The sequence below is a fragment of the Bradyrhizobium sp. 2TAF24 genome (assembly GCF_052115025.1).
Taxonomy (GTDB): Bacteria; Pseudomonadota; Alphaproteobacteria; order Rhizobiales; family Xanthobacteraceae; genus Bradyrhizobium_A.
The window spans coordinates 46,914-72,435 of record NZ_JBFRFW010000005.1 but is presented as its reverse complement, the minus strand read 5'-3'; the positions used below and the strand labels follow the sequence as shown (position 1 = coordinate 72,435).

Below are 25,522 nucleotides of genomic sequence, written 5' to 3'. Positions count from 1 at the left end.
CAACAAGACACTTTCCGGGAGGACGAATTGCAGCAGATCCCACTCCGCAAGCTCACCGAGCTGACCCCCGCGCCGGCCGCTCTCGACCGCTTCGAACGCGCCTCGCGCGACGAACTGCGCGCCCATCAGCGTGAGCGTCTCAGCTGGTCGCTGCGCCACGCCTATGACAACGTGCCGCATTATCGCAAGGCGTTCGACGCCGCGGGCGTCCATCCCGACGATTTCAAAAGCCTCGAGGATCTCGCGAAATTCCCGTTCACGGCCAAGGCGGACCTGCGCGCCAACTATCCGTTTGGCATGTTCGCGGTACCGCAGTCGCAGGTGGCGCGCATCCACGCCTCGTCCGGCACCACCGGCAAGCCCACGGTCGTCGGCTACACCAAGCGCGACATCGAGGTGTGGAGCGACTGCATGGCGCGCTCGATTCGCGCCTCGGGCGGCCGCCCCGGCATGAAGGTGCATATCGCCTATGGCTACGGCCTGTTCACCGGCGGCCTCGGCGCGCATTACGGCGCCGAGCGGCTGGGCTGTACCGTGATTCCGATGTCCGGCGGCATGACCGAGCGGCAGGTGCAGCTCATCACCGACTTCCAGCCCGACGTGATCATGGTGACGCCATCCTACATGCTGGCGATCCTCGACGAGTTCAGGAAGCAGGGGCTCGATCCCCGCAAGTCGTCGCTGCGGGTCGGCATTTTCGGTGCCGAGCCCTGGACCAACGCCATGCGCGAAGAGATCGAGGAGGCGTTCGACCTCCACGCCGTCGACATCTACGGCCTGTCCGAAGTGATGGGTCCCGGGGTCGCCAATGAGTGTGTCGAGACCAAGGATGGCCTGCACATCTGGGAAGACCATTTCTATCCGGAGGTGGTCGACCCGGTAACCGGCCAGGTGCTGCCCGACGGCGAGAAGGGCGAGCTGGTGTTCACGTCGCTGTCCAAGGAAGCGATGCCGGTGATCCGCTATCGCACCCGCGACCTGACGCGGCTGCTGCCGGGCACCGCGCGCGCCATGCGGCGGATGGAGAAGATCACCGGCCGCTCCGACGACATGATGATCGTGCGCGGCGTCAACGTGTTCCCGACCCAGATCGAGGAAAAGCTGCTGACCATTCCGGCGCTGTCGGCACACTACCAGATCATCCTGACCCGCGACGGCCGCATGGACCAGATGGAGATCCAGGTCGAGGCGCGCCCGGAAGCGCGCACCGCCGATGTGCGCCAGGCCGCGGCCGACCGCCTGGAGCAATCGGTCAAGGACACCATCGGCATCACCGCTCGTGTCACCGTGCGCGAGCCGGAGACGATCGAGCGTTCCCTCGGCAAGGCCAAGCGCATCATCGACCGGCGACCGAAGGAATAGGTGCTGATACATCGGCCTCATGGTTCTTCTTACCATGAGGATTGAAGACGTCCCTCGTCCTGAGGAGCCCGCGCAGCGGGCATCTCGAAGGACGAGGCCCGGGCCTCGGCTCGGAAGACAAGGGAACGACGGACGACATGGCACGCAGCCGCGCCAGTGACTACGACGACAAGCGACGGGCAATCCTCAACCGCTCGGCGGAGCTGTTCTCCGAGCACGGCTACGACCGCGCCTCGATGAACAGGATCGCGGACGCCTGCGGCGTGTCGAAGGCGAACCTCTATCACTACTACAAGGACAAGGAAGAGCTGCTGTTCGACGTCATCCGCTTTCACCTCGAGGAACTGCTCGAGACGGTGGAGGCTGCGGACCGGCCCGGCGATGCACCGGAAGCACGCCTGCGCGGCCTCGCGGGCGCGCTGCTCGAGGCCTATCGCGACGCCGACGCCCAGCACAATGTGCAGATCAACAGCATGCGTTTCCTCCCGGACGATCGCCAGACCGAACTCAAGGGCATGGAGCGTGAGCTCGTGCGCATCTTCTCCGACGCGGTCGCCGGCGTCGCGCCGCAGCTCAAGGGCACGAAGATGCTGAAGCCCGTGACCATGTCGCTGTTCGGCATGCTCAACTGGCACTATCTCTGGTTCAAGAGCGGCGGCGAGGTCACCCGCGCCGACTATGCCGAGCTCGTCACCCGCCTGATCGCCGACGGCACGCGCGAGCTGCGCGCGCCGGCAGCCTCGGCCGGCCGGCGCACCGCCGCGGCGGAATGATGATGTTCACCCCCAACCACAGAGCGCTGCCATGAAACTCGAAAGCTTCGTCCGCGGACACTGGGCGGCTCCCGGCCGCGACCTCATCGATATTCGCAGCGCCGTGACCGGCGACGTGGTGGCGGACGCCAATGTCGGCGGCCTCGACATGGCCGAGATCCTTGCCTACGCCCGCAGCGTCGGCGGGCCGGCGCTGCGGCGCCTGACCTTCCACCAGCGCGCCGACCTCCTCAAGCGCCTCGGCCAGTACATCACCGAGCGCAAGGACGAACTCTACAAGCTGTCGTTCCAGACCGGCGCGACCCGCACCGACAACATGATCGACATCGACGGTGGCATCGGCACGCTGTTCGTCTATGCCAGCAAGGGCCGCCGCGAACTGCCCAACAGCACCTTCCTGCTCGACGGCGCCGTCGAGCCATTGGGCAAGACCGGTGCTTTCGCCGGCCAGCACATCGTGACCTCGCTGCAGGGCGTCGCCGTCCACATCAACGCCTTCAACTTCCCGTGCTGGGGCCTGCTGGAGAAATTCGCCCCCGCGCTGCTCGCCGGCGTGCCGGTGGTGACCAAGCCGGCGACCGTGACCGCCTATGTGGCGCATGCGCTGGTCCGCATGATCCAGGCCTCCGGCATCCTCCCCGACGGCGCGCTGCAGTTCGTCGTCGGCCCGACCGGCGACCTGTTCGACCACCTGACCTGTCAGGATGTGGTGTCGTTCACGGGCTCGGCGGCAACCTCCGAGATGCTGCAGCGCCATCCGGTGATCGCGCGCGAGGCGGTGCGCTTCGTCGCCGAACGAGACTCACTCAACGCCGCCATCCTCGCGCCGGATGCCGCACCCGGCACGCCCGAGTTCGACCTCTTCATCAAGGAGGTCGCCAAGGAGATGACGGTCAAGGCCGGCCAGAAGTGCACGGCGATCCGCCGCGCGCTGGCGCCGGCTGGCCATGTTTCCGCTGTGATCGACGCCCTGCGCGAGCGCCTCGCCAAGATCCAGATCGGCAACCCCGAGCTGGAGACGGTGCGGATGGGCCCGGTGGTCGGCCAGTCTCAGCGCCGCGACGTGCTCGCCCATGTGGCGAAGCTGCGCCAGGAGGCGGAGCTGGTCGCCGGCGATCCCGACAACTTCGCGGTCGAGGGGGCGGACAAGGTGCGCGGCGCCTTCATCCCGCCGCTGCTGCTGCATTGCGCCGACCCGATGCGCGCGCAGGCCGTGCATTCCGTCGAGGCGTTCGGCCCGGTCGCGACCGTGATGGGCTATGACGGCCTCGACCAGGCGATCACCCTTGCCAATCGCGGCGGCGGCAGCCTTGTCGCCTCCGTCTACACCCACGATCCGCGCGTCGCCTCCGACCTCGTGTTCGGCATCGGCGCATTCCACGGCCGCCTGGTGCTGATCGATCGCGACTGCGCCAGGGAGCAGACCGGCCACGGCTCGCCGATGCCGCACATGGTGCATGGCGGCCCCGGCCGCGCCGGCGGCGGCGAAGAGCTCGGCGGTGTGCGCAGCCTCAGCCACTACATGCAGCGCACCGCGCTGCAGGGTTCGCCGCGGATGCTGACCGGCGTCACCGGCAGCTGGATCAAGGGCGCGCCGCAAGTCACGCAGGAGCGCCATCCGTTCCGCTACCACTTCGAGGATCTCGCCATCGGCCAGACCTTCATCTCGAAGGACCGCACCGTCACGCTCGACGATATCGAGCACTTCGCCCACTTCACCGGCGACACCTTCTATGCCCACATGGACGAAGAGGCGACCAGGGGCCATCCATTCTTCCCCGGACGCGTCGCCCATGGCTATCTCCTGCTGTCGTTCGCCGCCGGCCTGTTCGTCGATCCCGATCCGGGCCCGGTGCTCGCCAATTACGGCCTCGACTCGCTGCGCTTCCTCAAGCCGATCCAGCCGGGCGAAGCTATCCGGGTGCGGCTCACCGCCAAGGACAAGTCGCCGCGCAACAAACAGTATGGCGAGGTGCGCTGGGACGTCGAGATCACGACCGACAAGGGCGAGACGGCGGCGACCTACGAGCTGCTGACCATAAACGCGGTGCGCCCGCAGGCGTAACCCTCACACCGCTGCCGGCCTATGGGCCGGCCGCGGCCCCCATCCACGGCCCGACCCCACGACAACAAGAACAATGGAGGAAGCAGATGATTACTGTCACCGTGATGTATCCCGCCGGCGGCGACGCGACGTTCGACCACGACTACTATCTGCAGAAACACATTCCGCTGGTGCGGGAGCGCTGGATGCCCTACGGCCTCAAGAGTGCACAGGTGCTGCGCGGCGCCGGCAAGCCCGACGGCAGCGCCGCCGACTACCAGATGATGGCGCTGCTCACCTTCGGCTCGCTCGACGACTTCAAGGCCGCCGGCAAGGCCCACGGCCGCGAGATCTTCGCCGACATCCCGAAGTTCACGAACACCCAGGCCGTCGTGCAGATCAACGACGTGGTGGAATAGCGCCGCTGCAGTTCCTCCTCATCCTGAGGAGCGGCGCTCTGCGCCGCGTTTCGAGGGATGAGGCCGAGGCCTAATTTCACTTGCCAAGCTTCACTTGGCCTCGAAGCGCCTCACACCCTCTGCGTCATTGCCGGACTTGATCCGGCAATCCAGCTTGCTCACAGTGGCGTGGAGTGTTTGAAGCTGGATCACCGGGTCACGGCGCTCCGCGCCGGCCCGGTGATGACGCCGAAGATGTGGAACGACTCCGGCGTCACGACGAACCCTGACGTGGCGTTCGGCGAAATCGCCTGAACATCATTTGGAAGGAGCTGGCAGGATGACCGCCTTGGAATCTCCCTCTCTTAAGACCCCATCCACCGTGGTCGGTACCGACGCAGCCGCCCTCGTTCGCGACTTCTCGCTGCAGAACCTGCACGACGCCTTCTATGACGATCCCTACCCGACCTATCGCGCGCTGCTGGAGCGCGATCCGGTGCACCGCATGCCGGACGGCTCGCTGTTCCTGACCCGCCACCGCGATCTCGAGGCGATCTACAAGGACACCACGCGCTACAGCTCCGACAAGAAGGTGGAGTTCGCGCCGAAGTACGGCACGTCGTCCCTGCTGTTCCAGCACCACACCACCAGCCTCGTGTTCAATGATCCGCCGCTGCACACCCGCGTCCGTCGGCTGATCGCGGGGGCGCTCAACCCGCGCGCCATCGCCGAGATGGAGCCGGCGCTGGTCGCGCTGGTCGACAAGCTGCTCGACCGCATGCAGGCGAAGGGCGAGGCCGACCTCGTCGAGGACTTTGCTTCCGCGATCCCCGTCGAGGTGATCGGCAATCTCCTGGCGGTACCGCATGCCGACCGCGATCCGCTGCGTGGCTGGTCGCTGGCGATCCTCGGCGCGCTCGAGCCGGTGCTGTCGCCGCAGATGCAGCAGACCGGCGAGCAGGCCGTGGCCGACTTCCTCGCCTATCTCCGCGATCTCGTCGCCGACCGCCGGCAGAATCCTGGCAATCCCGAACATGACGTGCTCACCCGCCTGATCCAGGGCGAGGCCAGCGGTGAGCGGCTCAGCGAGATCGAGTTGCTGCAGAACTGCATCTTCATCCTCAACGCCGGCCACGAGACCACTACCAATCTCATCGCCAACGGCCTCGAACTGCTGATGCGATTCCCGGACGAGCAGCAGCGCCTGCGCGACGATCCCTCGCTGATCAAGACCGCGGTCGAGGAATTCCTGCGCTTCGAGAGCTCCAACCAGCTCGGCAACCGCCGCGTGGTGCAGCCCGCCGAGATCGATGGCGTCACGCTGCCGGAAGGCACGCTGGTGACGCTGTGCATCGGCGCCGCCAACCGCGATCCCGAACAGTTCTCCGACCCCGATCGCCTCGATGTCGGCCGCTCGCCCAACCGCCATCTCGCCTTCGCCACCGGCGCCCACGCCTGTGCTGGCCTCGCCCTGGCGCGGCTCGAAGGACGGATCGCGATCGGTCGATTCCTCGCCCGTTTCCCGACCTTCTCCGCCAACGGCCCAGCCCACCGCGCCCGCCGTGCCCGCTTCCGCGGCTTCACCACGCTGCCGGTGCGGCTCGCGTAAGTCCCTCCTTCATCCCACAACGCCGGAACGTTCCGATGCCGACATTCGACAAGGCCACCGCCACCACCCTGCTCCAGACCGTATTCGCCTCCTGGGTCGGAGACCTCGACCTGTCGATCGAGACCATCTCGCCCGAAGGCGCGACCTTGCGGATGCGGTTCTCGGACAAGCTGTGCCGCGACAATGGCGTCGTCTGCGGCCAGGCGCTGATGAGCCTCGCCGACACCTCCATGGTATTCGCCGTCTCCGCCGCTGCGGGCGAATACCTGCCGATGACCACCGTCGACCAGACCATCCACTTCATGCGCCCGGCGGTGCGCGCCGACCTGCTGGCACACGCGAAAGTCGTGCGGCTTGGCCGCACCATGGCCTATGGCAGCATCACCATCGCAACCGACGGCGACGCGCGGCCGGTGGCGATGGCCCAGACGGCATATGCGCTGATGCGGGAAGGGAAGTGACAGGGCTGCGTCGAGGCAGGACGCCGTGAATTAATCCGTCATCCTGAGGTGCGAGCGCAGCGAGCCTCGAAGGATGGACGGCCACATTGCAAGCCGAGCCTCGGCCGTAGCCTGCAACGCTCATTTTTTCGGCGTCATCACCGGGCCGGCGCGAAGCGCCGTGACCCGGTGATCCATCTTGAAGACTTCAACAAGAGCGAGGCGCCGCAAGCCGGATGCGCGGGTCAAGCCCGCGCATGACGATGGTGGATGTCGAAGCGCAGCGTCCATTGCGGCGCACCGGCCCGCCCCTCACATCTGATCGTAGTCCACCACCACGCGCTCCGACACCGGATGGGCCTGGCAGGTCAGCACGAAGCCGGCCTTCAGCTCCCACGGCTCCAGCGAGTAGTTAACGTCCATCTGCACCTCGCCCTCGACGATCTTGGCGCGGCAGGTGCTGCACATGCCGCCCTTGCAGGCGTATGGCAGGTCCATGCCAGCGCGCAGCGCGGCGTCGAGGATGGCTTCGCCGTCCGCCACCGGCACATCCTTGCGCTTGCCGTCGACGATCAACGCAGCCACCGCCTTCGGCGGCGCTTCCGGCGCGATCACGGGCTTGGGCCGCGGCTTGCCACCGAACTCGGAGACGAAGCGCTCGACATGCACCCGCTCCGGAGCGATGCCGAGACCGTGGCAGGCCGCCTCGATCTCCTCGCTCATGGCGACCGGACCACAGATGAAGACATGATCGACACTTGCCGCCGGCACCATGGCGCGCAGCAGCACCTCGACCTTGGCGCGGTCGAGCCGGCCGTGCAGGATCGGCAGATCCTGCTCCTCCTGCGACAGCACATGGAACACCGAGAGGCGGCCCATGAAGCGGTCCTTCAACTCTTCCAGCGCCTCGCGGAACAGAATGCCGTTGGTGGCGCGGTTGCCGTAGAACAGGAAGAAGCGGCTGTTTGGCTCGCGCGCCAGGATGCCGCGCACGATGGAGAGGATCGGCGTGATGCCGGAGCCGGCGGCGAAGCCGACATGGACACGGGCCTCGCCCGGCGCATGAGCGACGCCGAAGCGGCCGGTCGGCGTCATGACGTCGAGCTCGTCGCCACTCTTGAGCTCCTCGATGGCGTAGGACGAGAACGCGCCGCCGTCGACGCGCTTCACCGCGATGCGCAGCTCATGATCATCGGGACCGGAGCAGATCGAGTAGGAGCGCCGCACCTCCTCGCCGTCCATGGTGGTGCGCAGCGTCAGGTACTGGCCTGGCGCGAAGGCGTAGTCGGCCGCAAGTGCATCGGGAATGGCAAAGGTCATCGAGACCGCGTCGGCGGTTTCGCGACGCAGGTCGCGAACGGCGAGACGGTGGAATTTCGGTGCATGGGACATCGGCTACCTACCTCGTATCGACTGTCGTTTCTTTCGTCATGGCCGGGCAGCGCGATCCGTCTTCGACGGATCGCTAGGACTAAGGTCTCCCGGCCATCCACGTCTTTCCTGTTGAAGCAACGTGAAGACGTGGATGCCCGCGACAAGCGCGGGCATGACGAATTAATGGCACTTGAAGTAATCGAACGGCTCGCGGCAGCTCTTGCAGCGCCACAGCGCCTTGCACGACGTCGAGCCGAATTCGGACAGAACCTCGGTGTCGGTCGAGCCGCACTGCGGACAGGCGACCTGCTGTTCACCGAACAGCGCGCGGCGGCCGCCGCCCGCCTGCGGCGGCGCGATGCCATAGGCCTTGAGCTTGGCGCGACCTTCCTCGCTCATCCAGTCGGTCGTCCACGCCGGCGACAGCACGGTGTGAATCCTGGCGTTGCGGATGCCGGCCTTGGCGAGCGCGACCTCGATCTCCAGCGCGATCATGTTCATCGCCGGACAGCCGGAATAGGTCGGCGTGATCGACACCTCGACGGCATCGTCGTGAACAGTCACGTCGCGCAGCACACCGAGATCGGCGATCGTCAGCACCGGAATCTCCGGATCGACCACGCATGCCGCCGCGTCCCAGGCGAGCTGGCGCAGGTCGACGGCATGGTCTGATACCGTCACCATGTGGCGTTCGGAAACGTGCGCTGCATCGACTGCAGCTCGCTGAGGAGATGTCCCAGATGCTCGCTGTGGCTGCCGGAGCGGCCGCCTTTCTGCATCCAGCTTGCGGTCGGCAGCTTCAGCGTGGCGGTGCCGATCACCCCGGCGACCGTCTGCTCCCAGCGCGTGCGCAGGGTCTCGGGATCAATCGCGATGCCGCTGGCGATCAGTCCGGCGTCGCTATCGTCGGCGTGGAACAGTTCGCCCGTGAACGCCCAGAGATCATCGACCGCGGTCTGCGCACGGCGATGGCTTTCCTCGGTGCCGTCGCCGAGACGGATCACCCATTCCGAAGCGTGGCGCAGGTGATAGGCGCTTTCCTTCTCGGACTTGGCGGCGATCGCCGCCAGCGTGGCGTCCTTCGAGGCCATCATGGCGCGCCAATAGGGATCGGCGAAGGCGGAGTAGAACAGCTGGCGCACGATGGTGCGGGCGAAGTCGCCGTTGGGCTGCTCGACCAGCAGCAGGTTGCGGTACTGGCGGACGTCGCGCAGATAGGCGAGCTTGTCCTCGTCGTTGCCGGCGTTCTCGACCTCGGCGGCATAGGTGTAGAGCTCGCGCGCCTGGCCGATCAGGTCGAGGCCCATGTTGGCGAGCGCCATGTCCTCTTCCAGCATCGGCGCATGACCGCACCACTCCGACAGGCGATGGCCGAGGATCAGCGCATCGTCGGCGCGGCGCAGCGCGTAGAGCACCAGCGGGCTTTCGGTGACGGAAATGGAGGCGGCGGCCATGGGACATCCGTTCTGTTGATCGGGCCGCACGGCCCGGCGCTTGTTTTCAAGCTCGTCATGCCCGCGCTTGTCGCGGGCATCCACGTATTCACGATGCTTCAACAACAAAGACGTGGATGGCCGGGAGACCTTAGCCCTAGCGATCCGCCGAAGACGGATCGCACTGCCCGGCCATGACGGACAATCACATGTGCCCGACTTCTTCCGGCACGTCGTAGAAGGTCGGATGGCGATAGATCTTCGACATCGCCGGCTCGAACATCATGTCCTTCTCGGCGGGATCGGACGCGATGATGGCGTTCGACGGCACCACCCAGATCGACAGGCCTTCGCCGCGGCGGGTGTAGATGTCGCGCGCCGCCTGCAGCGCCAGCGTTGCATCGGTCGCGTGCAGCGAACCGACATGCTTGTGCGCAAGGCCGTTGCGGCTGCGGATGAAGACTTCCCAGAGCTGAATGTTCTGTACGGTCATCGCCGTTCTCCTGTCATCACGCGGCGACGGCCGCTGCGGCCTTGCGGGCGCGCTGCTTCTCGGCATGGGCGACCGCGGCCTCGCGGACCCAGGCGCCGTCGTCATGGGCCTTGCGCCGCGCCGCCATGCGATCGCGGTTGCAGGGGCCGTTGCCCGACAGCACTTCGCGGAATTCATCCCAGTCGATCGCGCCGTAGTCCCAGTGGCCCGTCGCATCGTTCCACTTCAGATCCGGGTCCGGCATCGTCAGGCCGAGATACTGCGCCTGCGGCACGGTGGCGTCGACGAACTTCTGCCGCAGCTCGTCGTTGGAGAAGCGCTTGATCTTCCAGCGCGTCGACTGGTCGCCGTGCTGGCTGTGCTGGTCCGGCGGGCCGAACATCATCAGGCAAGGCCACCACCAGCGATCGAGCGCGTTCTGCGCCATCGCCTTCTGGTCCGCGGTGCCGCGCGACAACGTCAGCATGATCTCGTAGCCCTGGCGCTGGTGGAACGACTCTTCCTTGCAGACGCGGATCATCGCGCGCGCATAGGGGCCGTAGGAGCAGCGGCACAGCGGGATCTGGTTCATGATCGCAGCGCCATCGACCAGCCAGCCGATCGCGCCGATATCCGCCCAGGTCAGGGTCGGATAGTTGAAGATCGAGGAGTACTTCGCCTTGCCGCTGAGCATCTGGTCGACCAGCTCTTCGCGCGAGGTGCCGAGCGTCTCGGCGGCGGCGTAAAGATAGAGGCCGTGGCCGCACTCGTCCTGCACCTTGGCGAGCAGCGCGGCTTTGCGGCGCAGCGTCGGCGCGCGGGTGATCCAGTTGCCCTCCGGCAGCATGCCGACGATCTCGGAATGGGCGTGCTGGGAAATCTGCCGCGTCAGCGTCTTGCGGTAGGCCGCGGGCATCCAGTCATTGGGCTCGATGCGGTCCTCGGCATCGATGCGGGCCTGGAACGCAGCAGACCTGGCGGCGTCTTCAACGTGGCGGTCATCGCTCTGCGGCGCATTCAGCGCTTGCGTGTACATGGCCGTCTTCTCCCTAGAGGCGCTCCTAATATATAACAAAAATGTTCATTCGCAATCTATTTTTGTAACATATCAGCGAAGCGCCGACGCAGTTCCGGTCCTGGCGCCGGGAGCACGCCGGCCGGGCTTTCGCCATGAGAATCCAGCCATTTCTCCGACGGACCGAGCAGCGCCCGATAGATCCGGGCGCACAGCGCCCGCGCCGCGGCCGCCGGCCAGTCGGCCGGCAGCAGCTCCGCCGGCAGCAACGGATCGTGCAGGATCACCCGGCGGTACTGATGGATCAGCAGCACCCGCGCGAGCATGGCATCCGCCGGCGACACGGCGTCCGGCGCCGCGATCCAGGCATCGAGCGGTGCAAACGTCTTCACGAACGCACGGTAGGAGTCCGCCATGCGCTCCAGCGACCAGCTGGCGCTGATCAGGCGCCGCCCCATCTCGCCGGCGGCGGCGACATCGACACGGATCGCTCCGGCAGCGGCTGAGGGCACCACCACGCCCTTCGGTGCCACCCAGACGCCCGGCAGCGGATTGCCAAAGCCCGCCTCGGCCAGCGCCGCTCGCGCGGTGTCACGGTCGGCGCCGTTCTCGATCAGCAGCAGCTCGAAATGTCCGGACGAAGCGGAGACATGCGGGTTGTAGAGATGCTCGATCGCGGCTTCGAAGCGCTCGCGTCCGGTCGGCGCCAGGCGATAGAAGCTCTTGCGGCCGACCTTGTCGCGGTCGAACCAGCCGTCGGCGGCAAGGCGTGACACCGCGGTGCGCACCACGCCGCCGTCGATTTCCAGCAGCTCGAGAAACTGCAGCAGTGTCCCCAGCCACACCGAGCCGCCACGCGGCAGGATGGCGTCGCCGTGAAAGGTGATGATGAGCGAGCCGGTGCGCGAGGGTTCACGCTTGAACTGGCTGACGATGCGGGCGAGCGGATGAGAGGCCATGGTGTACCGCTATATTCCATGGTTCGCCTGCCCCTGTCATCAGGGGCGCAGGCCGTCACCGCCGCTGATTGTAGACATCGAGACAGACGGCACCGAGCAGGACCAGTCCTTTGATCACCTGCTGGTAATCGATGCCGATGCCGAGAATCGACATGCCGTTGTTCATGACGCCCATGATCAGCGCGCCGATCACCGCCCCGGCGACCCGGCCGACACCGCCATAGGCCGACGCCCCGCCGATGAAGCAGGCGGCGATGACGTCGAGCTCGAAGCCGAGCCCGGCCTTGGGCGTCGCGGTGTTGAGCCGGGCGGCGAACACCAGCCCGGCGAGCGCGGCGAGAACGCCCATGTTGACGAAGGTCAGGAAGGTCAGCCGCTCGGTCCTGATGCCGGACAGTTTTGCCGCTTTCTCGTTGCCGCCGACGGCATAGATCTGCCGGCCGACGATGGTGCGCGCGGTGACGAAGCCATAGAACGCGATCAGCGCGATCATGATCACCAGCACGTTCGGCAGCCCGCGATGGGACGCAATCAGATAGGTGAAATAGATGACCACGCCGAACAGGATCGCGTTCTTGAGCACGAAGAGGCCGACGGGCTCGACCTCGACGCCATGGCTCGCCCGCCGCGCGCGGGTCTTGACGCTGACATAGACCAGCCCCAGCGCCAGCACCGCGCCGATCAGCAGCGAGGTCGGATAGAGCGCACCGGCCGCCGGGAACAGCTCGGGGATGAAGCCCGAGGACAGCTTCTGGAAGGTCGGCGAGAACGGCCCGACCGATTGCCCCTGCAGCACCGCGAGCGCCAGCCCCTTGAACACCAACATGCCGGCCAGCGTGACGATGAAGGACGGGATCTTGAAATAGGCCACCCAGTAGCCCTGCGCCGCGCCGATCAGCGCACCGAGCAGCAGGCAGATGATCGTCGCCGGAATGAAATGCACGCCATAACGCACCATCAGCACCGCGGCGATCGCCCCGACGAAGCCCGACACCGAGCCGACCGAGAGATCGATATGCCCGGTGACGATCACCAGCAGCATGCCAAGCGCCATGATCACGATGTAGCTGTTCTGCAGCACAAGGTTGGTGAGGTTGAGCGGTCGCAGCAGCGTGCCGTCGGTGACCACCTCGAAGAACGCCATGATGGCGAACAGCGACAGCAGCATGCCGTACTCGCGCAAGTTGGCCTTGAGGAAGCCGCCCTGCTTGCGCGCCTCGGGAAGCGCCACGGTCTTGTCACTCATGGATGTGCCTCTCCTGAAGCTTCCTCTCCGTCATCTTGCAGCCGCTCGGCCAGATGGCGGTCGACGAGGCGCTCGCTCCTGCGAACGATGGCGCGCATGATCCCCTCTTGGGTCGCCTCGTCGCGGCCGAACTCGCCGACGAAGGCGCCTTCGTTCATCACGCAGATGCGCTCGCACATGCCGAGCAGCTCCGGCATCTCCGACGAGATCATGATCACGGCCTTGCCGGCATCGGCGAGGTCGTTGATGATGCAGTAGATCTCGTACTTGGCGCCGATGTCGATGCCGCGGGTCGGCTCGTCCAGGATCAGGATCTCGGGATCCGTGAACAGCCATTTCGACAGCACCACCTTCTGCTGGTTGCCGCCGGACAGGTTGCCCGCGGCCTGGTAGACGTCCGAACAGCGTATCCGCAGGCGATTGCGCTGCTCGTTCGCCACCTGCAATTCTCTGAGATCGTCGATCACATGACCGGACGCGACACCATCGAGGTTGGCGAGCGTGATGTTCTTGCGAACATCGTCGGCGAGCAGCAGTCCCAGCTGCTTGCGATCCTCGGTGACATAAGCGAGGCCGGCGTCAATGGCGCGGCTGACGGTGGACAGATCGACTTCGCGCCCGTGCACGAAGGCGCGGCCGGTGATCCTGCGCCCCCATGACCGCCCGAACAGGCTCATGGCGAACTCGGTGCGGCCGGCGCCCATCAGGCCGGCGATGCCGACGATCTCGCCCCGCCGCACCTGGAAGTCGACATTGCGGATGACCTGCCGGTCCCGGTGCTGCGGGTGATGGACCGACCAGTTCTCGACCCTGAACACCGGCTCACCGATCTTCGGCTCACGCCGGGGATAGCGATGTTCGAGGTCGCGATCGACCATCTTGCGGATGATGCGGTCTTCCTCGACCGCGCCATTGTGGCAATCCATGGTGTCGACGGTGCGGCCGTCGCGCAACACGGTGATGCGGTCGGCGACGCGCGACACCTCGTTGAGCTTGTGCGAGATCAGCACCGCGGACAGGCCCTGGGCGCGAAACTCGAGCAGCAGGTCGAGCAGCGCCGCGCTGTCGCTCTCGTTGAGGCTGGCGGTCGGCTCGTCCAGGATCAAGAGGCGCACCTCCTTGGACAGCGCCTTCGCGATCTCGACCAGTTGCTGCTTGCCCACCCCGAGATTGGTGACGAGGGTGTCCGGCGCCTCGTCGAGCCCGACCTTGGCCAGCAGCCGCCGCGCGCGCGCATACACCTCGTCGCGATCGATCACCCCGAACCGCGCCGGCGGATTGGCGATGAAGATGTTTTCCGCGATCGACAGCAGCGGGATCAGCGCCAGCTCCTGATGGATGATGATGATGCCGAGCGCCTCGGACTCGGTGATGTCGCGGAAGCGCCGTTCCGCGCCGTCGTAGATGATGCTGCCGTCATAGCTACCATGGGGGTAGACCCCGCTCAGCACCTTCATCAGCGTCGACTTGCCGGCGCCGTTTTCGCCCACCAGGGCATGAATCTCGCCCGGCCTGACCGTGAAGCTGACATCACTCAGCGCCTTGACGCCGGCGAAAGCCTTGCCGATGCCACGCATCTCCAGCAGGTTGGTCATGCAGGCTCCCCGCGGTCGGGATGGTTCGGAGCAAGCGCGTTCACCGCCCCGGCCGGGCATACCCGGCCAGGGCAGCTGATCCGTTCAGTTGAACTGGTCCTTCTTGTAGTAGCCGCTGCCGATCAGCACCTGCTCCCAGTTGCTCTTGTCGACCACGACGGGCTTGAGCAGATAGGACGGCACCACCTTGACGCCGTTGTTGTAGGTCTTGGTGTCGTTCACCGTCACGGTCTTGCCGCTCAGGGCCGCGTCGACCATGTCGGCCGTGACCTTGGCGAGATCGCGGGTATCCTTGAAGATCGTGGAATATTGCTCGCCGCGCAGCATCGACTTGATCGACGGCACCTCGGCATCCTGACCGCTGACGATGGGCATCGGCATGTTGCCGCTGCCATAGCCGACGCCCTTGAGCGACGACAGGATGCCGATCGACAGCCCGTCATAGGGCGACAGCACGGCATCGACGCGCTTGGTGGTGTAGAACGCGCTGAGCAGGTTATCCATGCGCGCCTGCGCCGTGGCGCCGTCCCAGCGCAACGTCGAGACCTTGTCCATGCCCATCTGCTTGCTGGCGACGACGAGCTTGCCGCTGTCGATCGAGGGTTGCAGCACCGACATCGCGCCGTTGTAGAAGAAGTAGGCATTGTTGTCGTCGGGCGAGCCGCCGAACAGCTCGATGTTGAACGGTCCCTTGCCGTCTTTCAGCTTCAGCCCCTGCTCGATCGACTGTGCCTGCAGCACGCCGACCTGGAAATTGTCGAACGTCGCGTAGTAGTCGACATTCGGGGTGTCGCGGATCAGCCGGTCGTAGGCGATCACGACGATACCCTTGTCCTTGGCCTGCTTGAGCACATCGGACAGCGTCGTGCCGTCGATCGACGCGATCACCAGCACCTTGGCGCCTTTGGTCACCATGTTCTCGATCTGCGACAGCTGGTTCGGGATGTCGTCTTCGGCATATTGCAGATCGGTGTTGTAGCCGCGCGCCTGCAGCACCTTGACGATGTTGTTGCCGTCGTCGATCCAGCGCGCCGACGCCTTGGTCGGCATGGCGATGCCCACAGTGGGCTTGGTTTGTGCCAGCGCCTGGCTGGCGAGAAAAAGCGAGCAGAGGGCCGCAACGGAAAGAATCGATTTCAGTCGTTTCATGTTCCACTCCCAAGCGTTGGACGTCGATCGCCGCGTTGTCGCGGTCTTGCTGCCGTTGGCGCCAGCGCACATGGCGCAGGTCGTTAGTCCATCAAACACATCCATAGCCCGCGGCGATGATCCGCCACACCCTGCGGTTTCGCAAGGGCCCGCGAACAACCCTGCGGATTGGCGGAGCGCGCGTCATGCCGGGCCCAGCCTGACGCGCGGTTCAGCCCGTCCGCGCACCCCCACATCGAGCACGAAGGTCCGGCCATGGTCCGGGTCCGCCGCCCGCGCCGCGGCATCCATCCCCTGCCAGGCCGATGTCACCAGCAAGCGGCTGAGATCCGCGCCGACAAACGCCGGGCAGCTCGCCAGCTGCGCCGGCACGCGAACCGAGCGCAGGCGGACGCCATCAGGCGAATAGGCATCGACGCAGCCGCCGCCCCAGCGCGCGTTCCAGATCACGCCTTCGTTATCGACCACCGCACCGTCGAGATCCCCAGTACCGCCGTGGACATACAGCTCGGACGGCGCGGCGACCGGCAGGCCCGTCGCCGGATCGAGCAGGACACGGCACAGCACATTGGCGCGCGTGTCCGCGAAATAGGCGGTGGCGCCATCCGGCGCGAAACAGATCGCATTCGGAATGCTGATGTCAGCGAACAGCCGGGTGAGCTCACCATTGTGCAACGCATAAATCGCCCCCGCGCCACGCTCGGCGCCGCGCCCCATGGTGCCGATCCAGAACGTGCCGGAGGGATGGACGCGCGCATCGTTCGAGCGGGTCGCCGGATTGTCGGCCTCGAGCGGCAGATACCGTGACAGCCGGCCATCGCGGAGGCTGCGGACATAGAGGCCATCGTCGGCCGCCAGCAGGTGATGCCCCTCGTCGATCACGGCCAGCGCACTGACCATGACCGGCAGTTCGTGAATCGTCGTCTGGCGCGCCGCGAGACGCGTTTCGAACAGCCGGCGCTCCAGGATGTCGAACCACCATGCGGTATCGCTGGCCGCGTCATAGGTCGGCCCTTCACCGAGGTGACATCGCGTGTCACACAGGATCGTCGCTGGCACATCGTCGAGACGTTCGTCAGGGCCGGTCACGCAGTGTCCTCCGCCATGCAATGGTGCGCCGCGGCGTTCCCTTACTCTGAAGAAAAGCGATAGAGCGTATGATGACGATAGGTCTGCCCCGGCTCGAGCCGCGCCGAGGGGAAATCGGCGCGATTCGGCGTATCGGGCCAGGCCTGCGGCTCCAGGCAAACGGCGTCGGACTGGCGATACAGCCGTCCGGATTTGCCGCGCACCGTGCCGTCAAGATAATTGCCGGAATAGACCTGCAGCCCGAACTGGTCGGTGTGTAGTTCCATCACCCGACCGGAGTGCGGCGCCGCAAGCCGCGCGGCCAAGCGCAGGGCCGTGCCGGGAGCAAGGCAGAAGTTGTGATCGTAGCCGCGTCCGCGTCGGAGCTGCTCGTCGTCCTGTCGAATCCGGCTGCCGATCTCGCAGGCGTCGCGGAAGTCGAACGGCGTGCCGGCGACGCCGCGCGGCTGTTCGGCAAGCGGGATCGCCGTCTCGTCCGTGGCAAGGAAGCTATCCGCCGCGACCGTCAGGCGATGCCGCAGAACCGTGTCGCCAGCCCCCGAGCCTTCGAGATTGAAGAAGCTGTGATTGGTGAGATTGATCACGGTCGGCCGGTCGGTCATCGCTGCGTAGGCGATCGATAATTCCGCCGGGCCGGAGAGACGGTAGGTCACGCGGACATCGAGCGCGCCCGGATAGCCCTCCTCGCCATGCGGGCTGTGATAGGCGAGCGTCACCGCCGGGCTCGCGCCGTCGTCCAGCGCCACGACGCGCCAGAGTCGACGGTCGAACCCCTCGCGGCCGCCATGTAGCGCATGCGGTTCGTTGTTGGCCGCAAGGGTCACACGTGTCCCGTCGAGATCGAAGCCCGCGCCGGCGACGCGATTGGCAAAGCGTCCGATGGTGGCGCCGAAGAACCGCCGGGTCGCGACATAGCCAGCGAGGTCGTCGTGCCCCAGCACCACGTCCCCCGCCACGCCGCGGCGGTCCGGCACGAACAGAGCCTGGAGCGCCGCGCCATAGGTGATGACGCAAGCTTCGAACCCGCCCGTCCCACACAGCCGCACCCGCTCGACTGCGGCGCCACCGGGGAGAGATCCGAACGTCTCACGGACAGCGGCGGCCATCGTCAGTCCTCGAACGGCTCGACGACATGGCGCCGGCCGAGCATGAAGGCGTCAGCGACATGCGCCAGCGGGGCAAGATCGACATCGGATTCGCCGCGCGCGATCAGATCGAGGAAGCGGCGGTAGATCAGCGGGTAGGCCGCCTTCTTCTCGTCCACCAGCACGTGCTCATCGTGGGTGAGCTTCGCGCCGCCGGCCGACAGCGTCAGCCGGCCGCGATCGGTATCGACCTCAATCGCCCATGTCTGCGTCCCAGTCTGGCGGAAATCGAAATCGGCATGGATCGCAAGCCCGCCCGTATCCGAGAAATCGAGGGTGGCGGCGATCGGCGCCGCGCGGTTGCTCGGGAATGCGAGCTCGGCGCGGGTCAGGACAAACGGCTGCGGCAGGATGCGGGTGAGGATCGACAGGGCATTGATGCCAGGATCGAAAACACCGAAACCGCCCGGCTCCCAGATCCACGCCTGGCCCGGATGCCAGACGCGGACATCCTCCTTCCAGATCACACGCACCGCGCGGATCTCGCGCTCCGCCAACCAGGCCTTGGCCGGCTCGACCGCGGGCGAGAAGCGCGCATGCCACGACGCGAACAGCGTCTTGCCTGACGCCCTGGCGACGTCGACCAGCGGCGCGATGCCGCTGAAGGTTGCCGCCGGCGGCTTTTCCAAGAGCACGTGCTTGCCGGCGGCGAGCACCATCGCCGCCTGTCGGCCGCGCAGCTGCGGCGGCGTGCACAGCGCGACCGCATCGATCGGCGGCCCGTCACGAAGCATCTCCTCGAGCGAGGCGAAGCTGGCAACGCCGTCGAGGGACGCATTGGGATCCGCGATGGCGGCGAGCGCGATCGCAGGCAGAGCTGCGACCGTCGGCAGATGCTGATCCCGCGCAATCTTGCCGAGACCGACGATGGCGAGGCGAAGCTGGGTCATGCGGATGGGTCCAGAATCCCGGGGGTGTGGCGGAGCGCCGTCATCGGCTGGCCATCACGGCTTGCCGCCATGGTGGCGCAGGCCATCGAAAATGACCCTTCTCATCGCTTCCATCGCAGCCTCCGGATTTTGCTGAACGATCGCGTCGACGATCTGCTGGTGGAACAGGATCGTGGTGTCGCGTTCCTGCTCTTCCACCGGCGCGCTCAGCAGAAAGGACGCACGCAACGCCGCTTCGATGACCCCGCCCATGGAGCGCATGAACGGGTTGCCGGACGCGTTGGCGACAGCGATATGCAGGCTGAGGTCGGCGTCGGCGAAACCGACGGAGTCGAACGGCTCGCGGCGCATCCAGGCGATGCTCCGCTGCAGCTCCGCGACATCGGCATCCGAGCGGCGGCTGGCGGCCAGCGCGGCCGCGCGCGGCTCCACGGCCAGCCTGATCTCGGCGAGGTCGCGCACGAACCGCATGTCGATGCCGACATCGAGATGCCAGGCCAGCACGTCCAGGTCGAACATGTTCCAGGCCGCCCGCTCGCGCACCACCGTGCCGATCCGCACCTTTGTGCTGAGCAGCCCCTTCGCCACCAGCGTCTTCACGCTCTCGCGCAGCACCGGGCGCGATACGCCGAAGATCACCGTGAGCTCCGCATCGCCGGGCAGCTTGGCGCCTTCGGCGTAGCGGCCGGAAATGATGTCGATCCCGATGGTGCGGGCGACCTCGGCGTGGTTGGAATGCGCACGGCGGGTGGGAATGACGACGAGCTGTGATGTCATGGCAGCACAACCTCCGTGGTTCGGCGGCGGGAACGTTTCGCGAGACCGACCATGGCCTGCTGCAAAACGATGAACGCAAACAGCAGAATTCCGGTCACAATCTTGGTCCACCAGCTCGACAGCGTTCCGTCGAAATTGATGTAGGTCTGGATCAGGCCCTGGATCAGCACGCCGACAAAGGTCCCGAACACAAAACCATAGCCTCCGGTGAGCAGCGTGCCGCCGATCACCACCGCGGCGATGGTATCGAGCTCGACACCGACCGCCGACAGCGAATAGCCGGCTGACGTATAGAACGAGAACACGATCCCCGACAGCCCGGCGAGCACGCTGGACAGCAGGTAGATGGCGATGGTGGTCGGTGCGACCCGCACCCCCATCAGCGCGGTGGACGTCCGGCTGCCGCCGAGCGCGTAGACATTGGCGCCGAAACGCGTGAAATGCAGCAGCACCATCCCTGCAGCGAACACCGCGAGCATGATCATCGCGATCACCGTCAGCCGGCCGCCGCCGGGGAGAACGATCGCGTGATCAGCAAGGTTGGCATAGAGCGGGGCGTTGATCGGAATCGATTCCGTCGACATCAGGAAGCTCGCCCCTCGGGCCAGAAACATGCCGGCCAGGGTGACGATAAAGGGCGGCATGTCGAAATACTGGATCATCGCGCCCATCGCCGCGCCGAACGCCGCGCAGATGACCAGGATCATGGCGAACGCGACCAACGGCGGCACGCCATGCCGCTCGATGGCGAGCGCGAGGAAGACCGTGGTGAAGCCGATCACCGAGCCGACCGAAAGGTCGATTCCGCCGGAGATGATGACAAACGTCATGCCGGTTGCCACGATGCCCAGGAACGCATTGTCGGTCAAAAGGTTGGCGACCACCCGCGTCGAGGCGAAGTTGGGGAACTGAATCGCGCAGATGATGAAGCCGGCGATGAACACGGCCGTGGTCACCAGCACGGGCAGCAACCGCCTCATGTGCGCACCTTCGACAGCAGCAAGCGAAGGTCGAGGCGCGGCGACTGCAGCAGCAGCACCACCAGCACCACGACCGCCTTGACCACGAGGTTGAATTCCGGCGGGAAGCCGGACAGCAGGATTCCCGTGTTCATGGCCTGGATGATGAGCGCGCCGAGCACCGCCAGGACGAGGCTGAAGCGGCCGCCGAACAGCGAGGTCCCGCCGATCACCACCGCCAGGATGGCGTCGAGCTCGAGCCACAGGCCGGCATTGTTGGCGTCGGCGCCGAGGATGTCGGCTGCCGCGATCAACCCAGCCAGCGCCGCACAGAGGCTGCACCAGACATAGACCGCCATGATCATGGCGCGGGTGCCGATGCCCGCCAGCGCGCTGGCACGGGCGTTGCCGCCGGTCGCCTCGATCATCAGCCCCAGCGCCGTACCGCGCACCAGCGCGACCGTCAGCCCCAGCATGCCGGCGGCGATCACGACCGGCGCCGGAATGCCGATCACCGAGCCGCCGCCAAGCCACGCCAGTTGCGGCGAGGTGAAGGTGACAATGCGCCCTTCGGTGATGAGCTGGGCGATGCCGCGTCCAGCCACCATCAGGATCAGCGTGGCGACGATGGGCTGGATGCCGAGCACCGCGACCAGAAAGCCGTTCCAGATTCCGCAGACGAGACCGGCGCCGAGCGCGGCAGAGATCACGACCACCAGCGAATGGCTGTCCGCAAGGCTCGCGGCGATCGCGCCCGAGATCGCCATCACCGCACCGACCGACAGGTCGATGCCGCGCGTGGCGATCACCAGCACCATGCCGAGCGACAACAGCGCGACCGGCGCGCCGCGATTGAAGACATCGACCAGGCTGCCGAACAGCCGGCCATCCTGCAGCCGCAGGTCGAAGAATTGCGGCGACACCGCCCAGTTGATCGCCATGATGGCGAGAAAGGCCAGCACTTGCGGCAGCCCGGCGCGTGGCAGGCGAAGCATCATTGCCGAAGCTCCCGCGCGGCAAGCGATGCATCGGCGGCGATCGCCGCGACAATCGCCGCTACATTGATGGCGTCGCCATGCAGCGTTTCGACATGGGCGCGATCCCGCAGCACCACCACCCGGTCGGCATAGGTGACAATCTCCTCCAGCTCGGAGGACACCACGAGCAGCGCCAGCCCGTCCGCGCACAGCTGGCGGATGAGGCGAATGATTTCGGCATGGGCTCCCACATCGATGCCCCGTGTCGGCTCGTCGAGAATCAGCAGGCGTGGCTCGGTCGCCAGCCAGCGGGCCAACAGGGCTTTCTGCTGGTTGCCGCCCGACAACAGGCCGATCGGCCGCTCGGGATCGGCCGGACGGATATCCAGCATCCGGATGAAGCGGCGCGCGATCTCGTCCTGCTCGCGCCGCGACAGCGGCTTCAGCAGGCCAAGACGCGCCTGCAGCGCCAGCACGATGTTCTCGCGCACCGTCAGTTCGGCCACGATGCCTTCGGTCTTGCGCTCCTCGGGGCAATAGCCGAAGCCGTGTTGCACGGCATCGCGCGGTGAGCGAAGACGGATCGCCTGCCCGTCGACCTCCACCGTGCCGCTGTCCGCCCGCTCCGCCCCGAACACCAGGCGTACCGTCTCCGTTCGCCCCGACCCGAGCAGGCCGGCGAGACCGACCACTTCGCCGCTTCCGAGCGCGAGGCTGAAAGGCGCGAGATAACCGGATTTGCCGATATCGGAGAACGTCGCATAGGGCGGATGCGCGGTCGCGGCGGGCGCATGGACGCGCGCCGCGGTGGCATCGCTGAGCTCGCGGCCGAGCATCATGTGCACGAGGTCGATCCGTGGCAGCTCCGCAGCCTTCCGTTCACCGACCAGCCTGCCGTTGCGCAGCACGGTGATGCGATCGCAGACCGCATAGACCTGATCCAGGAAATGGGTCACAAACAGAATGCCGATACCGCGCCCGGCAAGCTGGCGCATGACGGAAAACAGGATGTCGACCTCATGCCGGTCAAGGCTCGCGGTCGGCTCGTCGAGAATCAGCACCCGTGCCGACATGTCGACGGCGCGGGCAATGGCCGTGATGTGCTGCACCGCGACCGAGTAGTCGCCTAGCGGCGCGGCGACATCGATGTGAAGGCCGAATCCTTCGAGCAGTGCGGATGCGCGACGCCGCATGTCGCGCTCACGCACGAAGCCAAAGCGTGTCGGCTGCCGCCCGAGGAACAGGTTCTGTGCCACCGAGAGGTTCGGTAGCAGATTGACCTCCTGATAAACGGTGGCGATGCCGACCTTCAGCGCCGCCTCTGCCGAGCGCGGCGCGATCTCCTCGCCCGCGAGGCGCACCGTCCCGGCGTCACGGGATAGTGCACCCGTGATGGTTTTGATCAGTGTCGACTTGCCGGCGCCATTCTCGCCGAGCAAGGCATGGATCTCTCCGGAACGCAGACTGAAATCGACCGCGTCGAGCGCGCGAACCCCGGCAAAGCTCTTGCTGAGGCCGCGCACGTCGAGCAGTGGAATGTCGCGGTCGACGACCTGAGGCACGCGCTCGACGCCCGCGCCGCCGGTAGCGGACCTCAATAGCCCTGGCCCTTCTTGCTGTCGTAGATCTTCTGCGGATCATCCGCCGCCGTGTAGAGCTTGGAATCGGTCTGGATCCATTTCGGCGGTACCGTGCCCTTGGCCTTGTAGGCGATGACGGCGTCGAACGCCGGTCCCGCCATGTCGGGCGTCAGCTCGACCGTCGCATTGGCCTCGCCCGCCGCCATCGCCTTGAAGATATCAGGCACTGCGTCGATCGAGACGGTGAGGATATCCTTGCCGGGCTTCAGGCCGGCTTCCTTCATCGCCTGGATGGCGCCGACCATCATGTCGTCATTGTGCGCGTAGACCGCACAGATCGTCTTGCCGCCGCCTTCGGCTTTGATGAAGCTTTCCATCACCTCCTTGCCCTTGGCACGGGTGAAGTCGCCGGTCTGGCTGCGCACGACCTTGAGATTGGCATGCTTGGCGATCGCCGTATCGAACCCCTTCTTGCGGTTCGCCGCCACACTGGCGCCCACGGTGCCCTGCAGCTCCACCACGTTGCAGGTCTTGCCGCCGACGGTCTTGGCGAGCCATTCGCCGGCGACCTCGCCCTCGTGCACGCTGTCGGAGGTGACGGCGGTCAGATAGAGCTCCTTGCCCGAAGGATCGATGTCACGGTCGAGCAGCACGACCGGAATCTTGGCTTCCTTGGCCTCCTTCAGCACGGCGTCCCATCCGGTCGACACCACCGGCGCGAGGAAGATCGCATCGACACCCTGCGCGATGAACGAGCGGATCGCCTTGATCTGGTTCTCCTGCTTCTGCTGGGCGTCGGCGATCTTGAAGGTGATGTTGCGCTTCTTGGCTTCGGACTTGGAGACCGATGTCTCCGCGGCGCGCCAGCCGGATTCCGAGCCGATCTGCGAAAATCCGATGGTCAGTTCAGCGGCGTGGGCGTTGAGAACAAGCGCCGGAGCGGTCAGGGCCGCAGCAGCGAGCAGGGCTGTCAGGAACGAACGTGGCATAGGCGTCTCTCCCGATTTTTTGGCCGCACAGCTTCTATGAGCGTGTCAGTGCGCGGCAGCTTGGCATGGAAGCTCAGAGCTGACGAGTCATATTATTTGACTAATTTTCTTCCCACGTTGTGGGTCGGTCGGTGGCGAACGTCCTTCAAAGCCGCACCGCTCGCGGTCATGCCGCCACGCGCGATCATTCCATCACCGCAACACCACGGACGCGTCGAACTCACGCTGACAGTTTGCGGTTGGCAGCGGCGGCCTGTTATGTCGTCGGGCGACGCACGCCCGAGGAGCTTACGAATCTGGGCCCAAACCCACTGCGTCGCCGGTGCCGAAACGGCCGAGCAGCGCGCGCAGGGTGTCCATCTCCGCAGCGGTGAAGCGCTCGTTGAGATCGCGGTCGAAGCTCATCGCCGCCTGCCGCAATTTGTGAAACAGCATGCGCCCCTTCGCGGTCAGCGCCACGGCCTGCACCCGCCGGTTCTCCGACAGGCGCGTGCGCGTCAGCAGGCCGTCACGTTCCATGCTGGCGAGATGGTGGGTGAGGGTCGGCCCGCGCACGCCGATGGTGACAGCGAGATCCGACTGGGTGCGGTAAGCGCCGTCCATCAGTGCCAGCAGGATCAGCCACACCGGCCGCGATCCCCCCTTCTCGCTGAGGGAATCGTCGAACGCGCGGCTGACGGCTTTCGCGGCCTGCATCAGCAACAGTCCGATCGGCGTGCGGCCTCGCATCATTGGCATGGCCCATAAGATAGACATCTAATTGTTAGATGTCTAAGATTAAATCGTCGCCTGTCTGTCCCCGAGAATGTCCTGAAAGGTTTTCACCATGACGACGATCATCATGATTCTCATCGCATTGCACGCGTTGTCCGGCGTGTTCTGGGTCGGCTCGACCTTCACTCTGGCGCGCCAGGGTGGCGCCGGCAGCGAAGCGCTGTTCCGGCCGCAGATGGGCGCGGCCGTGGTGGCGGTGCTGACTGGCGCCGGCCTGTGGCATCTGCTGCATGAGGCCGGCTTCGGCAGCACCGAGAAGGTCCTGATGCTCGGTGCGCTCGCCGCCATTGCCGCCGCCGGCGTGCAGGGCGCGCTGAAGAAGAAGCCTGCGGTGGCGCACCGTATCGCCGCGGTGCTGCTGGCCGTCACCGTGATCTGCATGGTGGTGTCGCGCCACGTCTGACGCGGCCCCGCCATCAGCCAAAGCCGGCAAGGGCGCGATCGACCGCAAGGTGATCGCGCCCACGCTTGTT

General features: G+C 66.1%; 25 protein-coding genes. 7 read left to right on the top strand and 18 right to left on the bottom strand.

The annotated features are described in order from the left end of the window. The first annotated feature begins 27 nt into the window (after positions 1-27). The 6 genes from paaK to AB4Z37_RS09835 all read left to right on the top strand — a co-directional run bounded on the left by paaK (position 28) and on the right by AB4Z37_RS09835 (position 6,647). On the top strand, positions 28-1,362 hold the full coding sequence (gene paaK / locus AB4Z37_RS09860) for a phenylacetate--CoA ligase PaaK (protein WP_441516546.1): 1,335 nt from the start codon (positions 28-30) through the stop codon (positions 1,360-1,362). A gap of 137 nt (positions 1,363-1,499) precedes the next feature. After that, a complete protein-coding gene (locus AB4Z37_RS09855) occupies positions 1,500-2,135 on the top strand; it encodes a TetR/AcrR family transcriptional regulator (protein ID WP_441516545.1) in 636 nt (211 codons plus the stop codon). Positions 2,136-2,166: 31 nt separating this feature from the next. Beyond that, positions 2,167-4,200: a phenylacetic acid degradation bifunctional protein PaaZ gene (gene paaZ, locus AB4Z37_RS09850; RefSeq protein ID WP_441516544.1), complete on the top strand. Its 2,034-nt coding sequence runs from the start codon at positions 2,167-2,169 to the stop codon at positions 4,198-4,200. Between the two features lie 86 nt (positions 4,201-4,286). Next, positions 4,287-4,598, top strand: coding sequence for an EthD family reductase (locus AB4Z37_RS09845; RefSeq protein ID WP_441516543.1), 312 nt, complete (start codon positions 4,287-4,289; stop codon positions 4,596-4,598). A 319-nt stretch (positions 4,599-4,917) separates the two neighbouring features. After that, complete coding sequence (locus AB4Z37_RS09840) at positions 4,918-6,186, top strand: cytochrome P450 (protein ID WP_441516542.1); 1,269 nt, start codon at positions 4,918-4,920, stop codon at positions 6,184-6,186. Positions 6,187-6,221: 35 nt separating this feature from the next. Continuing rightward, positions 6,222-6,647: a PaaI family thioesterase gene (locus AB4Z37_RS09835; protein ID WP_441516541.1), complete on the top strand. Its 426-nt coding sequence runs from the start codon at positions 6,222-6,224 to the stop codon at positions 6,645-6,647. 291 nt (positions 6,648-6,938) lie between these two features. Here the strand turns inward: AB4Z37_RS09835 and paaE are convergent, their stop codons facing one another. From paaE to AB4Z37_RS09745, 18 genes are all read right to left on the bottom strand, one after another. After that, on the bottom strand, positions 6,939-8,018 hold the full coding sequence (gene paaE / locus AB4Z37_RS09830; RefSeq protein WP_441516540.1) for a 1,2-phenylacetyl-CoA epoxidase subunit PaaE: 1,080 nt from the start codon (positions 8,016-8,018) through the stop codon (positions 6,939-6,941). 162 nt (positions 8,019-8,180) lie between these two features. Further along, the gene (gene paaD, locus AB4Z37_RS09825; RefSeq protein ID WP_441516539.1) at positions 8,181-8,684 is read right to left on the bottom strand and encodes a 1,2-phenylacetyl-CoA epoxidase subunit PaaD; all 504 of its coding nucleotides are present in this window, start codon (positions 8,682-8,684) and stop codon (positions 8,181-8,183) included. Beyond that, positions 8,678-9,454: a 1,2-phenylacetyl-CoA epoxidase subunit PaaC gene (gene paaC, locus AB4Z37_RS09820; protein WP_441516538.1), complete on the bottom strand. Its 777-nt coding sequence runs from the start codon at positions 9,452-9,454 to the stop codon at positions 8,678-8,680. The genes paaD and paaC overlap by 7 nt, the downstream gene beginning before the upstream one ends. A gap of 184 nt (positions 9,455-9,638) precedes the next feature. Next, positions 9,639-9,926 (bottom strand): 1,2-phenylacetyl-CoA epoxidase subunit PaaB, encoded by a 288-nt coding sequence (gene paaB, locus AB4Z37_RS09815; protein WP_441516537.1) that lies wholly within the window; start codon positions 9,924-9,926, stop codon positions 9,639-9,641. A gap of 16 nt (positions 9,927-9,942) precedes the next feature. Further along, complete coding sequence (gene paaA, locus AB4Z37_RS09810; RefSeq protein WP_441516536.1) at positions 9,943-10,941, bottom strand: 1,2-phenylacetyl-CoA epoxidase subunit PaaA; 999 nt, start codon at positions 10,939-10,941, stop codon at positions 9,943-9,945. Positions 10,942-10,997: 56 nt separating this feature from the next. After that, on the bottom strand, positions 10,998-11,879 hold the full coding sequence (paaX, locus tag AB4Z37_RS09805) for a phenylacetic acid degradation operon negative regulatory protein PaaX (RefSeq protein ID WP_441516535.1): 882 nt from the start codon (positions 11,877-11,879) through the stop codon (positions 10,998-11,000). Positions 11,880-11,934: 55 nt separating this feature from the next. Further along, positions 11,935-13,125, bottom strand: a complete 1,191-nt coding sequence (mmsB, locus tag AB4Z37_RS09800; RefSeq protein ID WP_441516534.1) for a multiple monosaccharide ABC transporter permease — start codon at positions 13,123-13,125, stop codon at positions 11,935-11,937. Further along, on the bottom strand, positions 13,122-14,720 hold the full coding sequence (mmsA, locus tag AB4Z37_RS09795; protein ID WP_441516533.1) for a multiple monosaccharide ABC transporter ATP-binding protein: 1,599 nt from the start codon (positions 14,718-14,720) through the stop codon (positions 13,122-13,124). The genes mmsB and mmsA overlap by 4 nt, the downstream gene beginning before the upstream one ends. Before the next feature lie 84 nt (positions 14,721-14,804). Continuing rightward, positions 14,805-15,869: a multiple monosaccharide ABC transporter substrate-binding protein gene (gene chvE, locus AB4Z37_RS09790; RefSeq protein WP_441516532.1), complete on the bottom strand. Its 1,065-nt coding sequence runs from the start codon at positions 15,867-15,869 to the stop codon at positions 14,805-14,807. 183 nt (positions 15,870-16,052) lie between these two features. Then, entirely contained in the window at positions 16,053-16,958 is a 906-nt protein-coding gene (locus AB4Z37_RS09785) for an SMP-30/gluconolactonase/LRE family protein (protein ID WP_441516531.1), read from the bottom strand. A gap of 41 nt (positions 16,959-16,999) precedes the next feature. Continuing rightward, on the bottom strand, positions 17,000-18,064 hold the full coding sequence (locus tag AB4Z37_RS09780; protein WP_441516530.1) for an aldose epimerase family protein: 1,065 nt from the start codon (positions 18,062-18,064) through the stop codon (positions 17,000-17,002). Between the two features lie 2 nt (positions 18,065-18,066). Next, positions 18,067-18,993 (bottom strand): Gfo/Idh/MocA family protein, encoded by a 927-nt coding sequence (locus AB4Z37_RS09775; RefSeq protein ID WP_441516529.1) that lies wholly within the window; start codon positions 18,991-18,993, stop codon positions 18,067-18,069. Positions 18,994-19,047: 54 nt separating this feature from the next. Continuing rightward, entirely contained in the window at positions 19,048-19,770 is a 723-nt protein-coding gene (locus AB4Z37_RS09770) for a FadR/GntR family transcriptional regulator (protein ID WP_441516528.1), read from the bottom strand. Beyond that, positions 19,767-20,750: a galactofuranose ABC transporter, permease protein YjfF gene (gene yjfF, locus AB4Z37_RS09765; RefSeq protein ID WP_441516527.1), complete on the bottom strand. Its 984-nt coding sequence runs from the start codon at positions 20,748-20,750 to the stop codon at positions 19,767-19,769. Before yjfF ends, AB4Z37_RS09770 begins: the two co-directional genes overlap by 4 nt. After that, a complete protein-coding gene (locus tag AB4Z37_RS09760) occupies positions 20,747-21,727 on the bottom strand; it encodes an ABC transporter permease (protein ID WP_441516526.1) in 981 nt (326 codons plus the stop codon). Before AB4Z37_RS09760 ends, yjfF begins: the two co-directional genes overlap by 4 nt. Next, positions 21,724-23,268, bottom strand: a complete 1,545-nt coding sequence (locus AB4Z37_RS09755) for a sugar ABC transporter ATP-binding protein (RefSeq protein ID WP_441516525.1) — start codon at positions 23,266-23,268, stop codon at positions 21,724-21,726. The genes AB4Z37_RS09760 and AB4Z37_RS09755 overlap by 4 nt, the downstream gene beginning before the upstream one ends. A 32-nt stretch (positions 23,269-23,300) precedes the next feature. After that, positions 23,301-24,275, bottom strand: coding sequence for a galactofuranose ABC transporter, galactofuranose-binding protein YtfQ (ytfQ, locus tag AB4Z37_RS09750; protein ID WP_441516524.1), 975 nt, complete (start codon positions 24,273-24,275; stop codon positions 23,301-23,303). A gap of 288 nt (positions 24,276-24,563) precedes the next feature. Next, positions 24,564-24,971, bottom strand: a complete 408-nt coding sequence (locus AB4Z37_RS09745; protein WP_441516523.1) for a MarR family winged helix-turn-helix transcriptional regulator — start codon at positions 24,969-24,971, stop codon at positions 24,564-24,566. 130 nt (positions 24,972-25,101) lie between these two features. Here AB4Z37_RS09745 and AB4Z37_RS09740 point away from each other — a divergent pair, with 130 nt between their 5' ends. Further along, complete coding sequence (locus AB4Z37_RS09740; protein ID WP_441516522.1) at positions 25,102-25,452, top strand: hypothetical protein; 351 nt, start codon at positions 25,102-25,104, stop codon at positions 25,450-25,452. The last annotated feature ends 70 nt before the right edge of the window (positions 25,453-25,522 follow it).

Bases quoted from the DNA above. Each gene is read 5' to 3' on its own strand.
- AB4Z37_RS09855 (WP_441516545.1), top strand. From the start codon at position 1,500: ATGGCACGCAGCCGCGCCAGTGACTACGACGACAAGCGACGGGCAATC.
- paaZ (WP_441516544.1), top strand. From the start codon at position 2,167: ATGAAACTCGAAAGCTTCGTCCGCGGACACTGGGCGGCTCCCGGCCGC.
- AB4Z37_RS09845 (WP_441516543.1), top strand. From the start codon at position 4,287: ATGATTACTGTCACCGTGATGTATCCCGCCGGCGGCGACGCGACGTTC.
- AB4Z37_RS09840 (WP_441516542.1), top strand. From the start codon at position 4,918: ATGACCGCCTTGGAATCTCCCTCTCTTAAGACCCCATCCACCGTGGTC.
- AB4Z37_RS09835 (WP_441516541.1), top strand. From the start codon at position 6,222: ATGCCGACATTCGACAAGGCCACCGCCACCACCCTGCTCCAGACCGTA.
- paaE (WP_441516540.1), bottom strand. From the start codon at position 8,018: ATGTCCCATGCACCGAAATTCCACCGTCTCGCCGTTCGCGACCTGCGT.
- paaD (WP_441516539.1), bottom strand. From the start codon at position 8,684: ATGGTGACGGTATCAGACCATGCCGTCGACCTGCGCCAGCTCGCCTGG.
- paaC (WP_441516538.1), bottom strand. From the start codon at position 9,454: ATGGCCGCCGCCTCCATTTCCGTCACCGAAAGCCCGCTGGTGCTCTAC.
- paaB (WP_441516537.1), bottom strand. From the start codon at position 9,926: ATGACCGTACAGAACATTCAGCTCTGGGAAGTCTTCATCCGCAGCCGC.
- paaA (WP_441516536.1), bottom strand. From the start codon at position 10,941: ATGTACACGCAAGCGCTGAATGCGCCGCAGAGCGATGACCGCCACGTT.
- paaX (WP_441516535.1), bottom strand. From the start codon at position 11,879: ATGGCCTCTCATCCGCTCGCCCGCATCGTCAGCCAGTTCAAGCGTGAA.
- mmsB (WP_441516534.1), bottom strand. From the start codon at position 13,125: ATGAGTGACAAGACCGTGGCGCTTCCCGAGGCGCGCAAGCAGGGCGGC.
- mmsA (WP_441516533.1), bottom strand. From the start codon at position 14,720: ATGACCAACCTGCTGGAGATGCGTGGCATCGGCAAGGCTTTCGCCGGC.
- chvE (WP_441516532.1), bottom strand. From the start codon at position 15,869: ATGAAACGACTGAAATCGATTCTTTCCGTTGCGGCCCTCTGCTCGCTT.
- AB4Z37_RS09780 (WP_441516530.1), bottom strand. From the start codon at position 18,064: ATGGCCGCCGCTGTCCGTGAGACGTTCGGATCTCTCCCCGGTGGCGCC.
- AB4Z37_RS09775 (WP_441516529.1), bottom strand. From the start codon at position 18,993: ATGACCCAGCTTCGCCTCGCCATCGTCGGTCTCGGCAAGATTGCGCGG.
- AB4Z37_RS09770 (WP_441516528.1), bottom strand. From the start codon at position 19,770: ATGACATCACAGCTCGTCGTCATTCCCACCCGCCGTGCGCATTCCAAC.
- yjfF (WP_441516527.1), bottom strand. From the start codon at position 20,750: ATGAGGCGGTTGCTGCCCGTGCTGGTGACCACGGCCGTGTTCATCGCC.
- AB4Z37_RS09760 (WP_441516526.1), bottom strand. From the start codon at position 21,727: ATGATGCTTCGCCTGCCACGCGCCGGGCTGCCGCAAGTGCTGGCCTTT.
- ytfQ (WP_441516524.1), bottom strand. From the start codon at position 24,275: ATGCCACGTTCGTTCCTGACAGCCCTGCTCGCTGCTGCGGCCCTGACC.
- AB4Z37_RS09745 (WP_441516523.1), bottom strand. From the start codon at position 24,971: ATGCAGGCCGCGAAAGCCGTCAGCCGCGCGTTCGACGATTCCCTCAGC.
- AB4Z37_RS09740 (WP_441516522.1), top strand. From the start codon at position 25,102: ATGACGACGATCATCATGATTCTCATCGCATTGCACGCGTTGTCCGGC.